The organism is Aeromicrobium sp. JP4 (assembly GCF_054957925.1).
The window spans coordinates 2,405,540-2,417,633 of the sequence record NZ_CM143290.1; the positions used below are offsets into that span (position 1 = coordinate 2,405,540).

Genomic DNA, 12,094 nt, shown 5'->3' on the forward strand with positions numbered 1-12,094 from the left:
GAGGGCGCCGGTATGACGCTGCTGGCGATCGACGCGGGCAACGCCGAGACCAGCATCGGGCTGTTCGACGGCGACGAGCTGGTCGCCGACTTCGTCGTTGCCTCCGACGAGCGCCGCACCTCCGACGAGTGGTTCCTGGTGGTGGAGGGCTTCCTGCGCCGCTCGGGCCTGCCCGAGGTCGACGAGATCGCCATGTGCTGCACCGTGCCGGCGCTGCTGGTGGCGCTGCGGCGCACGTACCTGCGCTACTACGAGAACATTCCCGCGTGGGTCGTCGGGCCCGGCGTCAAGACCGGCGTGCCCATCCACACCGACAATCCCCGTGAGGTCGGCACCGACCGCATCGTCAACGCGCTCGCGGCGAAGGAGCTCTACGGCGGGCCCGCGATCGTCGTGGACCTCACCGGCACGGCCACCGTGGTTGACGCCATCGATGCCGAGGGCCGCTACCTCGGTGGCGCGATCGCGCCGGGCGTCGAGGTCTCGCTCGACGCGATCGTCCGCCGCAGCGCCCAGCTGCGCAGCGTCGAGATCACCACGCCGCGCGACGTCATCGGCAAGAACACCGTGGAGGCGCTGCAGTCCGGGATCGTCTTCGGCTTCGCCGGCCTCATCGACGCGATCGTCGAGCGGATGATCGAGTCCCTCGGCGAGGACCCCGACGACGTCTCGGTCATCGCCACCGGCAGCCACGCCGCCGTCGTGCTCACCGAGTGCGAGACGATCACCGCCCGCGACGCGAAGCTCACCCTCCAGGGCCTGCGCCTCGTCGCCGCCAAGAACCGCTGAGGTCAGACGAGCGCGGGGCGGGCCGCCGAGACGTCGTTCGTGGTGATCCCGTCCACGCCGAGGGCGGCGAGCCGCTCCACCTGGCGCGGGTCGTCCACCGTCCAGGCGGTGAGGGTGCCGCCACCGGCGTGCACGCGGTCGACCAGGGCGCGGTCGACGCGGCGCGCGCTCACGTGGAACTCGTCGAAGCGATCGATGTCGGCGGCGTTCGGACGGCCGCGGCTCACGAGGCCCACGGCGTGGTGCACGGGCAGGGCGGCCTCGGCGACGTCGCGGTCGAAGCTCATCAGCGTGACGCGGCTGTGTCCACCGAGCTCGTCGAGGACGGCACGGACGTAGGAGCGGGCGTCCACGGGCGCCGACTTCATCTCGACGACCAGCCGCACCTCGGTGCCGCGCAGCGCGTGCACGACGTCGCGCAGGGTGGGCACCGGCGTGCCGGCGAAGGCCGGCGACTTCCAGCTGCCGGCGTCGAGCTGCGCCAGCTCGGCCAGGGTGAATCTCTGCACCGACAGGCCGACCTTCGAGGTCTGGACGTGCCGGATGTTCGTCGTGCGCAGGGGCGAGCGGTCGTGCATCAGCACGATCGAGCCGTCCGCGGTGGGCTGGACGTCGAACTCGAGGGCGTCGGCCCCCAGGCGCACCGCTTCGCGGAGCGCAGGAATGGTGTTCTCGGGGTGCGTCGCGCTCTGGCCCCGGTGTGCGGTGATCCGCGGAGCTGTCGTCATGCCTCCACGGTGCCCCGCGCACCTGACCGTGAGATGAACGCAGGCTGTGGATCCGCCCAACGTCCGACGCCCGCCGCGGGGCGGTCGACCCGTCCGGCCGACCGCCCCGGGGCGCGCTAGCCTCCGGGGATGAGGATCTTGCGCCTGGTCGCCGACGTGTTCTGGACCGTCAGCCGGTGGAGCTTCCGGTCGGAGCCGGCACCGAAGGGTCCCACGATCCTGCTGGCGGGACCGCACACGTCGAACTGGGACTTCGTCCTCATGCTGGCCATCGCGTGGAAGTGCGGCTTCCGACCCCACTTCCTGGGCAAGAAGGAGCTCTTCCGCGGCCCCGCCGGTCCGTTCATGCGCGCGCTCGGCGGCATCGAGGTCGACCGCAAGAACCCGGCGGGCCTCATCGACGAGCTCATCGAGCACGCGCGGTCGGGCGACAACTTCCAGCTCGTCATCACCCCCGAGGGGACCCGCGGCAACGTCAAGCGCTGGAAGTCGGGCTTCTACCGGCTGGCTCGCGAGGCCGACCTGCCCGTCACGCTCGGCTACTGCGACCGCACCACCATGACCGCCGGCCTCGGCCCGACGTTCCGCCTCACGGGCGACGTCCGCGCCGACATGGACGTCATCCGGGCCTTCTTCGCCGACAAGGCCGGTGTCCGCCCCGAGCGCCGCGTCGAGCCGCGCCTCGCCGAGGAGGACCGCCCGGCCGAGTGATCGGGGCTGCTCCCGAGCCGCCGCCGCCCGACTTTTGTGACACGGTTCGGGCGAGATCGGACCAGGACGGCGAACGCCGTCACAAAAGTCGGGGCTGGGGCGGGGAGCGTCGGTGCGCGCGACGGCGCGGACTAGACTCGTGCCTCGTGACCGAGACGCCTGAGCTTCCCGAGGACGACCTGCCCGAGCAGATGCGGGTGCGCCGGGAGAAGCGCCAGCGGATGCTGGACGCCGGCGTCGATCCGTACCCACTGCTCGTCGACCGCACCCACACGCTTCGCGAGATCGTCGAGTCGCACGACCCCGAGCAGCTCGGCCCCGACGCCCACACCGGCCTGACCGTCTCGATCACCGGCCGCGTCATCTTCCTGCGCAACACCGGCAAGCTGTGCTTCGTCCGCCTGCGCGAGGGCGACGGCAGCGAGGTTCAGGCGATGCTCTCCCTCGCCGAGGTGGGGGAGGAGTCGCTGGCCGACTTCAAGGCTCTCGTCGACCTGGGCGACCACCTGGGAGTCACCGGCGAAGTCATCACGAGCCGCCGTGGCGAGCTGTCGGTCATGGCCACGGCGTGGCGGATCGCGACCAAGACGCTGCGTCCGATGCCGGTCGAGCACAAGCCGCTCTCCGACGAGGCCCGCACCCGGATGCGCTACCTCGACCTCGTGGTCCGCGAGGAGGCCCGCCAGAACGTGCGCGTCAAGGCCGCCGTGCTGAAGTCGCTGCGCTCCACGCTGGACCGCCACGGGTACATCGAGGTCGAGACTCCCGTCCTGCAGCACACCAACGGCGGCGCGGCGGCGCGCCCGTTCCACACGCACCTCAACGCCTTCGACGAGCCGCAGCTGCTGCGCATCGCGCTGGAGCTGCACCTCAAGCGCTCCCTCGTCGGCGGCATCGACAAGGTCTACGAGATCGGCAAGACGTTCCGCAACGAGGGCGTCGACAACACCCACAACCCCGAGTTCATGATGCTCGAGGCGTACGAGGCCTACGGCTCCTACGACACGATGGCCGAGCTCGTGCAGGACCTGGTCGTGGACGCCGCGCGCGCCGTCGGCAAGACGGTCGTCACGGGTCGCGACGGCACCACGATCGACCTCGAGGCGCCCTGGCGCCGCGCCACCATCCACGAGCTCGTCGCCGAGGCCACCGGCGCGGCCATCGACGTGCACACCCCCGAGGAGCAGGTGCGCGAGGTCGCTCGCGACCACGGCGTCGCCCTGCAGGACGGCTGGGGCGCGGGCGAGGTCGTGCTCGAGCTCTTCGAGAAGCTCGTCGAGCACACCCTCATCCAGCCCACGTTCGTGTGCGACTACCCCGAGGCCGTGCGCCCGCTGGCGAAGAAGCACCGCACCACCCCCGGCCTGGTCGAGGCGTGGGACCTCATCATCAACGGCGTCGAGCTGGCGCCCGCGTACTCCGAGCTCAACGATCCCGTCATCCAGCGCGAGCGGCTCGAGGAGCAGGCCCGCCTCGCGGCGGCCGGCGACCCCGAGGCGATGGACGTCGACGAGGACTTCCTGCGGGCGCTCGAGTTCGGCATGCCGCCCGCCGGTGGCATCGGTCTCGGCGTCGACCGGCTCGTGATGCTGCTGCAGGGCATCGGCATCCGGGAGGCCATCCTCTTCCCGGTGCAGCGCCGCGAGTAGGTATCACCGGTCGCGCGACTGATCTCGTCATCGACATCAGTCCGCAGGGACGCGCTCGGGGCGTCGGAGGCGGAACCTTCGATACCCCAGAGGTGTCCCCCCATGAGAACCGCTTCCGAACAGCTCGACGCCCTGCGGGGCCAGGTACGCGAGGTCGCCCCGGCGGTCACCGGCGACGAGGACCTCGGTCCCTTCAAGCTGCTGCCCGGCGTCTGGACGAACGAGCCCGACCTCGCCGGCCGCGGCTGGAACATGATCGCGCTGCCCTTCGGTCCGCCCCAGGGCGCGACCTTCCGGCCTGCGTACCGGCTGCTGCTCCACCAGTACAACGAGAAGCTGACCTTCAGCCTCGTCGACAAGGCCGTCCCCAACCGCGGCATCGCCCCGGCCAACGGCGGCGTCACCCCGCACGCCGATCAGCTCCTCGTGGCGCTCGACTACGAGCAGGGCATCAATCAGCTCGTCGGCGAGGACTTCCCCGCCTCGGGCCTGCAGGGCGACCCCGGTGGGGCGATCCACCACGAGCCCGGGCTCTTCCTCAACATGTCCGACCCGTTGAACGAGGACGTCGTCGACATCGCGCGGCTCGCGACCGTCCCGCACGGTGACTCCGTGCTGGGCCTGGGCACGGCGTCGATCTCCGACGGACCGCCGTCGATCCCGCCCATCAACGCCCTGCCGCTCGGCGTCAACCAGGACATCGAGAAGAACCCCTACCTGGCGCCCTACAAGCACTTCCACGACAACCTCTTCCGTGGACTGTTCGACCCGCTCGACTCGACGGCGCTGCTGAAGTCCGCGAACGAGGGCGTCGACATCGTGCGCACGACGAAGCTAGAGTTCGACAGCACCGTCGCCACCGGCGGCATCTCGAACATCCCCTTCATCGTGCGGCAGGCGAACGCCTCGGAGATGAAGTCGACCTTCTGGATCCAGGAGGTCCGGCGCGAGGACGGCACCATCGGCCTGCGCCTGCAGTACGTGCAGGTCGTCCAGCTGGACTTCTTCGACCGCTTCGACGGCGGCCCGGGCCGGATCAAGTGGCCCCACGTCAGCATCAACACGCTCGCGAAGGTCGAGGACTCTCCCGTCCCGTCACCCGCCGGCTACTCGGTGATGCCGAGCTGAAACCACTCCCACCCCTCCTGACAGGACCACCGAGATGACCGACATCCGCTTCGACGGCGACTTCATCCACCTCGAGGGCCTCGTCGTGCGTGCCACGGCGAACGACCTCATGCTCGACGCCACGGCGCGCCGCAGGACCAACACCCCGTTCCGGCGGGCGCTGGTCCACGACTTCGACGACGGCCTGACCCTCAATTGGGACAGCGACTACCCCGGCGGGGTCAGCGTCAACAGCTGCAAGCAGATCCTGGGCTTCAACAACCGGGACTGGCTGATCGTCCGCAGCCGGATCATGCAGCAGTTCGGGACCGACTTCATGCTCGATGGTGGCCCGGACCGGCGCGGGCGACTCTCGACCTCGCTGCGCCGCAACCCCTTCCGGCGCGCCCTGGTGCACGGCCCCGGCGACCAGCTGGTCCTGAACTGGGACCGCGACTACACCGGCGGCGTCGTCGTCAACGGCCGCGTGACCATGCCGGACGGCGCGGTCGTCGCCGGTCAGGACGTGGCCGCGACCCTGACGACCCTCGCCGGCCAGGTGACGTCGCTGACCACGCAGCTCGCCGCGGCCAGGGCGGCGATCGCCGACCTCACGGCCCGCGTGACGGCGCTGGAGTCGGAGGTCACGCCATGAGCGTGCGGTCGGTGCGCCAGGCCATGTCCGCCATGGGCCTCGGTGGCACGGGGAACCTCTCGGTGATGCGCGACGTGCTCGGGTTCTGGCGCGCCACGCCGCCCCCGGACCCCAGCACGGGGTCGCCGGTGCAGGTCACGCTCGGCGAGGCCTTCACCGCCCTCGAGCGCAAGCACGTGCACCTCAACCTGGTCGAGGTCGGCTTCGACGCCGCCGCGGTGACCCTGGCCGAGGCGGACGAGCGCGTGGACTACGCCGTCCACCGGATCCGCCGGATCTACGCGGACGCGTCGCTCGGCCTCGGCCGGGTCCAGTACTTCTGGCTCGACGTGCCCACCGCGAACGGGTACGAGGACCTCGGCAGCGAGTCCGAGGCCGACGACCTGTCCGACGACTGGGGTGTCCCGAACGACGGGATCGACATGTTCCTCGTCGCGAACATCAGCGACGACTTCGTGGGGATCTCCCCGGTGCCCGGTGACTGCACCAAGGGCGGGAAGTCCGACGGCCTCGTCGGCGGCGAGGTCGGGCGCGCGGCGGAGGCCTTCTCCCGCACGGCGGCGCACGAGCTGGGCCACTTCCTCGACCTCTCCCACAACCACGGGGACGACTGCCCGACGGCCACGTCGGCGCGGGAGAACCTCATGGCCCAGACGCGGTGCTCGGTGAGCGTCCGCAGCTCGGTCCTGTTGACCTCGGGCCAGGGCAGCACCGTGCGCGGTCGCTGCCAGACCCGTGCGGGCCAGTGAGCCCCGCACGCGAAAGGACGCATCATGCCTGACACCACCCCCTTCGAACAGCGCGGCGACGACGAGCTCGTCGAGCTCGCGCACCGCTCGCGCGGCGACATCGCGAAGGAGTCCCTCGTCGCCCTCGTACGGCGCGACTCCGACCGGGCCACCCCCGTGGCCGTCGAGCTGCTGACCGCGCACGCCGAGCCACGGGTGAGGTCGCTCGCGGCGGTCACCCTGGGCCGCACGCCGGACCCCGACGCGCCGGCGGCCCTCACCCGGGCCCTCGCCGACGCCGATCCCACCGTCGTGCGGCGGGCCGCGCAGTCGCTCGCCCGCGTGGGCGACGAGTCGGTCCTGCCCGACCTCGCGCGGTCGCAGCCGCCCGAGGCCACGCCGGCCGGGCGCGCCGTGCTGACGGCGCGCCTGCTGATCGGCTACCGCGCCCACCAGTCCGAGCTGCTCGTGCCGGCCACGGCCGAGGTCACCGAGTTCGGCCGGCGCCGGGGCGAGGAGATCGCCTTCGGCGGCCGGGCCAAGGTGGCGAAGGCGACCGTGCTGGCCGCCGTGCGCGCCGAGGTCCCGGCCCTGGCGTTCGCCCCGCGTGAGCTGCTGACGTTCACGTGCTCGGGGGCGGCGGGTGCCGTGGCCCTCGCGGAGGACGTCGGCGAGGCCGACCTGTCGGTGCCGCAGATGCTCGGCGTGATGGTGCGCGAGCGCGTCTGCTCCGAGCGGTACTCGCTCGACTGCTACGTGCTCAGCGACGACCGCGACGCCACCGGCGGCACGCGACCATACCTGTGGCTCGTGCGTCCGAGCGGTCGCGTGATCCACGTGGGCCGTCTGGAGGTGGGCGACGACCGGGCGAGGTTCTCCGTCACCGGCTCGGTGGCGCCCTACGCCAACCCCGTGAAGGTGGTGGGGGAGCGGACCGCGTCGGGCACCCTCACGATCGAGTCGGCGCTCGTGGGCAAACCGGCCACGGGAGCGGCGCGGGCGGCCGCGCCTCCGGCCCGCGAGGCCCTCATGCGGTGAGCCGATTCCGCCGACAGCGAACAGTGGAAGCCGCGCCCGTGCATGACGGTTGAGTTAAGCAACTGGACAGGGCGAGTCGGGTCACCAAGACCCGTCTATGCTGAAAAGACCAGTCCAGCAGAGGGGACCGACATGTTCGAAAGATTCACCGACCGGGCCCGACGAGTCGTGGTGCTTGCGCAGGAGGAAGCGCGCATGCTCAGCCACAACTACATCGGCACCGAACACATCCTGCTGGGCCTCATCCACGAGGGTGAGGGCGTCGCCGCGAAGGCACTGGAAAGCCTTGACATCTCGCTCGAGGCCGTCCGCGGCCAGGTCGAGGACATCATCGGCCAGGGCCAGCAGGCACCCAGCGGGCACATCCCGTTCACCCCGCGCGCCAAGAAGGTGCTCGAGCTGAGCCTGCGCGAGGCGTTGCAGCTGGGACACACCTACATCGGCACCGAGCACATCCTGCTCGGCCTGATCCGCGAGGGCGAGGGCGTCGCCGCCCAGGTCCTCGTGAAGCTGGGCGCCGATCTCAACCGCGTCCGCCAGCAGGTCATCCAGCTGGTGAGCGGCTTCCAGGGCAAGGAGTCCGAGACCACGGGCGCCGGCACCGAGGCTCCCGCCGCCGCGTCCAGCGCCGTGCTGGACCAGTTCGGCCGCAATCTGACCCAGGCCGCCCGCGAGGGCAAGCTCGACCCGGTCATCGGCCGGGCCGACGAGGCCGAGCGCGTCATGCAGACGCTGAGCCGCCGTACGAAGAACAACCCTGTCCTCGTGGGCGAGCCGGGCGTCGGCAAGACCGCCGTCGTCGAGTCGCTGGCGCAGGACATCGTGCGCGGCGACGTGCCCGAGACGCTCAAGGACAAGCAGATCTACACGCTCGACCTCGGCGCGCTCGTGGCGGGCTCCCGCTACCGCGGCGACTTCGAGGAGCGCCTCAAGAAGGTGCTCAAGGAGATCCGCACCCGCGGCGACATCATCTTGTTCATCGACGAGATCCACACCCTGGTGGGTGCGGGTGCCGCCGAGGGCGCGATCGATGCCGCCAGCATCCTCAAGCCGATGCTGGCCCGCGGTGAGCTGCAGACCATCGGCGCCACCACGCTCGACGAGTACCGCAAGCACTTCGAGAAGGACGCGGCGCTCAACCGTCGCTTCCAGCCGGTGCTCGTCAACGAGCCGTCCGTCGCCGACTCGGTCGAGATCCTCAAGGGGCTCCGCGACCGGTACGAGGCGCACCACCGCGTCTCGATCACCGACGACGCGCTCGTGGCCGCCGCCACGATGGCCGACCGCTACGTGAGCGACCGGTTCCTGCCGGACAAGGCGATCGACCTGATCGACGAGGCCGGTGCGCGCCTGCGCATCCGTCGCGCCGCCGCGCCGCCGGAGTTCAAGGAGTTCGACGAGCAGATCGCCGACGTCCGCCGCCGCAAGGAGGGCGCGATCGACGCCCAGGACTTCGAGCTCGCCGCGAGCCTTCGCGACGAGGAGAAGAAGCTCATCGCCGCCAAGCACGAGCGTGAGCGCGCCTGGAAGTCCGGCGACCTCGACCAGGTCGCGGTCGTCGACGAGCACCTCATCGCCGAGGTCCTGGCCAAGGCGACGGGCATCCCGGTCGGTCAGCTCAGCGAAGAGGAGTCCAGCCGACTCCTGCACATGGAGGACGAGCTGCACAAGCGCGTCATCGGTCAGGACGAGGCCATCAAGGCCCTGTCCCGGGCGATCCGTCGTGGCCGTGCCGGCCTGAAGGATCCCCGCCGTCCCGGTGGATCGTTCATCTTCGCCGGGCCCTCGGGCGTCGGCAAGACGTGGCTCTCCAAGGCGCTGGCGAACTTCCTGTTCGGCGACGACGAGGCGCTGATCCAGCTCGACATGAGCGAGTACAGCGAGAAGCACACCGTCTCGCGCCTGTTCGGCTCGCCTCCGGGCTACGTCGGGTACGAGGAGGGTGGCCAGCTCACCGAGAAGGTGCGGCGCAAGCCGTTCAGCGTGGTCCTGTTCGACGAGATCGAGAAGGCCCACCCGGACATCTTCAACTCGCTTCTGCAGATCCTCGAGGAGGGTCACCTCACCGATGGTCAGGGTCGCGTCGTCAACTTCAAGAACGCCGTGATCATCATGACCACCAACCTCGGTGCGCGTGAGATCTCCAAGGGCGTCAACCTGGGCTTCTCCCAGGCCGGCGACGTCGCGGGGACCTACGAGAAGATGAAGGAGCGCGTCGGCACGGAGCTCAAGCAGCACTTCCGTCCAGAGTTCCTGAACCGCGTCGACGAGGTCATCGTGTTCCCGCCGCTGACGCAGGAGGAGATCCTGCGGATGGTCGACATGATGGTCGGTTCCCTGGAGGCCCGTCTGGCCGAGAAGGACATCGACATCGAGCTCACCACCGCGGCGAAGATCAAGCTGTCCGCCGACGGCTTCGACCCCGTGCTCGGTGCGCGGCCGCTGCGTCGCACGGTGCAGCGCGAGGTCGAGGACGTCCTGGCCGAGAAGCTGCTCTACGGAGAGCTCCACGCCGGCCAGATCGTCGTGGTCGACGTCGTGGACGGTGAGTTCACCTTCACCGGCACGTCGAAGGCCGATCTGGAGCTGCCTGAGGTTCCCCCGGCCGTCGAGGCCGGCGCCAGCAGCGACGACTGAGCACCACCAACAGCACCACCACGCAGGGCCCGGGTCATCGACCCGGGCCCTTCGTGCGTCCCGGGGTGAGCGTGGAGACGGGCCAGAGGGGCGGACGAAGCGATGGATCTTCTTGCCATCCGAAGTTGACATCAGATTCAACTGATCCTAGGCTGTGACGCAGCCCACAACCGTCCCGTGTGGGACGCAGAGGAGGGATCCGTCGTGTCCACGAATGCACCGCTCGTTCTCCAAGAAGTCCGCGAGGGCGTCGCAACCTTGACGCTCAATCGGCCGGACCGCCTGAATGCTTGGACCCCGGAGTTGCAGCAGCAGCTCTACGGCCTTTTCGAGGAGTTGGAGCATGACGACGCGGTCCGCGTCGTGGTGCTCACCGGAAGTGGTCGAGGCTTCTGTGTCGGCGCCGACACCGAGGTCCTCGATGCGACTGAAGGTGATTCCGAGCCGACCAGCCGACCGCTCCTGGCCCCGATGCAGTTCCCGAAGCCCATCATCGCGGCCATCAACGGCCCGTGCGCAGGACTCGGCCTGCAGCTGGCGCTCATGTGTGACATCCGGTTCGCATCGAAGACGGCGAAGATGACGACGGCGTTCGCTCGTCGTGGTCTCATCGCTGAACACGGCCTCACGTGGATCATGCCGAGGGTCACGACGATGGCCGTTGCGCTGGACCTGCTGATGACCGCGCGGGTCTTCACCGGCGCGGAGGCGAAGGATCTCGGCGTCGTGAACTTCGCCGTCGAACCGGACGAACTGCTGGCCGAGGCGCACGCGTTCGCCCAGGATCTCGCCGACAACGTGTCGCCGACAGCCATGGGCGTCATCAAGTGGCAGATGTACAATCACCACGACATGCCGCTGTGGCCCTCCCTCGACCACTCGGACGAGCTGATGGTCGACTCCATCGACCGCGCGGACTTCAAGGAGGGCGTCGCGAGCTTCGTCGAGAAGCGCCAGCCCAACTTCGCGCCCCTGGACACCAGTGCGATTCCACGAGATTCGTGGGGGGAGTTCACGTACGACGGCGCCGGCCTGACGGATCGCGCATGACTACGCGCGTCCAGCAGCCTCCCGCGACGACTGCCCGAGTTCCCGCTCCCGGACCCCGGCCTCGCGGGGCGAGCCCCCGGCGTCGGGAAGCTCGTCGTCGCCTGAGGCCCTACTACTACATCGCGCCGGCGCTCCTGTTCCTGATGGTGCTCATGGCGTTCCCGCTGTTCGAGGGCATCCGGCTCAGCTTCACCGACACGAACATGCTCAACCCCAGCGGCGGTGAGTACGTCGGCACGGACAACTACTCCGAGCTGGCGGGAAGCTCCAAGTTCCTCGGCACGCTCAAGACCACGGTCATCTACACCTTCTTCTGTGTGGCTGGGGCGGTGGGGGTCGGACTCCTCGCGGCCCTCGGGATGAATCTGATGGTCGGGAAGTTCGCCCGACGCCTCCGCGGCATCATCATCATTCCCTGGGCCGCCCCGATCATTCCCGTCGCACTCGTCGCGGCGTGGATGCTCGACAACCAGCTCGGTGTCGTCAACTGGGCGCTGGAGTCGGTCGGCGCGATCGACGGCCACGTCTACTGGCTGGGCAACGAGAAGACGGCATTGCCCGCGATCATCCTGGTGACCGTCTGGCGCATCTTCCCGTTCTCGGCGATCGTCCTCCTGGCTGCACTCCAAGGCGTGTCGAAGGAGCTCTACGAGGCCGCCCAGATCGACGGTGCCTCGCGCTATGGCCGGTTCCGCAATGTGACCGTGCCGAGCATCATGCCGACGCTGAGCATCTTGGTCCTGTTCGTCACCATCTGGTCGCTGCGGCGCTTCGACCTGATCTGGGTCCTCACCGAAGGCGGGCCGCTGCGTTCGACCACGACCTTGGTGATCGACCTGTACCACTCGGCCTTCCGCCTGTCCGACCTCGGCTATGCGTCGGCGATCGGCGTCGTCGGCTTCGTGCTGTCGACGATCGTCACGGCCGTCTACTTCTATGTCCAAACTCGCTCGGAACGGAGGCGGAGTCATGTCGCGTGACGCGAGGGCCGCAGGCTCGACC

General features: G+C 69.7%; 11 protein-coding genes. 10 read left to right on the forward strand and 1 reads right to left on the reverse strand.

Translation table 11 applies throughout. From position 1 onward, the window contains the following. Nucleotides 1–12: 12 nt before the first annotated feature. Nucleotides 13–789 (forward strand): type III pantothenate kinase, encoded by a 777-nt coding sequence (locus ACY1JX_RS11785; protein ID WP_286931069.1) that lies wholly within the window; start codon nucleotides 13–15, stop codon nucleotides 787–789. Between the two features lie 2 nt (nucleotides 790–791). Here the strand turns inward: ACY1JX_RS11785 and ACY1JX_RS11790 are convergent, their stop codons facing one another. Continuing rightward, a complete protein-coding gene (locus tag ACY1JX_RS11790) occupies nucleotides 792–1,517 on the reverse strand; it encodes a glycerophosphodiester phosphodiesterase (RefSeq protein WP_286931070.1) in 726 nt (241 codons plus the stop codon). Nucleotides 1,518–1,646: 129 nt separating this feature from the next. Here ACY1JX_RS11790 and ACY1JX_RS11795 point away from each other — a divergent pair, with 129 nt between their 5' ends. The 9 genes from ACY1JX_RS11795 (at nucleotide 1,647) to ACY1JX_RS11835 (ending at nucleotide 12,072) form a co-directional block, all read left to right on the forward strand. Continuing rightward, nucleotides 1,647–2,228: a 1-acyl-sn-glycerol-3-phosphate acyltransferase gene (locus tag ACY1JX_RS11795; RefSeq protein ID WP_181753009.1), complete on the forward strand. Its 582-nt coding sequence runs from the start codon at nucleotides 1,647–1,649 to the stop codon at nucleotides 2,226–2,228. Between the two features lie 191 nt (nucleotides 2,229–2,419). Continuing rightward, nucleotides 2,420–3,877 carry a lysine--tRNA ligase gene (lysS, locus tag ACY1JX_RS11800; RefSeq protein WP_462565886.1) on the forward strand — a complete coding sequence of 486 codons (1,458 nt, stop codon included), beginning with the start codon at nucleotides 2,420–2,422 and terminating at the stop codon, nucleotides 3,875–3,877. Nucleotides 3,878–3,979: 102 nt separating this feature from the next. Next, nucleotides 3,980–5,005: a heme-binding protein gene (locus ACY1JX_RS11805; protein ID WP_286931071.1), complete on the forward strand. Its 1,026-nt coding sequence runs from the start codon at nucleotides 3,980–3,982 to the stop codon at nucleotides 5,003–5,005. Between the two features lie 34 nt (nucleotides 5,006–5,039). Next, entirely contained in the window at nucleotides 5,040–5,639 is a 600-nt protein-coding gene (locus ACY1JX_RS11810; RefSeq protein WP_286931073.1) for a hypothetical protein, read from the forward strand. Further along, nucleotides 5,636–6,388 carry a zinc metalloprotease gene (locus ACY1JX_RS11815; RefSeq protein ID WP_286931075.1) on the forward strand — a complete coding sequence of 251 codons (753 nt, stop codon included), beginning with the start codon at nucleotides 5,636–5,638 and terminating at the stop codon, nucleotides 6,386–6,388. Before ACY1JX_RS11810 ends, ACY1JX_RS11815 begins: the two co-directional genes overlap by 4 nt. Nucleotides 6,389–6,412: 24 nt before the next feature. After that, nucleotides 6,413–7,405, forward strand: coding sequence for a HEAT repeat domain-containing protein (locus ACY1JX_RS11820; protein WP_286931077.1), 993 nt, complete (start codon nucleotides 6,413–6,415; stop codon nucleotides 7,403–7,405). 132 nt (nucleotides 7,406–7,537) lie between these two features. Continuing rightward, on the forward strand, nucleotides 7,538–10,042 hold the full coding sequence (locus ACY1JX_RS11825) for an ATP-dependent Clp protease ATP-binding subunit (protein WP_181753000.1): 2,505 nt from the start codon (nucleotides 7,538–7,540) through the stop codon (nucleotides 10,040–10,042). 204 nt (nucleotides 10,043–10,246) lie between these two features. Beyond that, on the forward strand, nucleotides 10,247–11,092 hold the full coding sequence (locus ACY1JX_RS11830; RefSeq protein WP_462564078.1) for an enoyl-CoA hydratase-related protein: 846 nt from the start codon (nucleotides 10,247–10,249) through the stop codon (nucleotides 11,090–11,092). A 152-nt stretch (nucleotides 11,093–11,244) separates the two neighbouring features. Further along, on the forward strand, nucleotides 11,245–12,072 hold the full coding sequence (locus tag ACY1JX_RS11835; protein WP_462564079.1) for a carbohydrate ABC transporter permease: 828 nt from the start codon (nucleotides 11,245–11,247) through the stop codon (nucleotides 12,070–12,072). Nucleotides 12,073–12,094 lie beyond the last annotated feature (22 nt).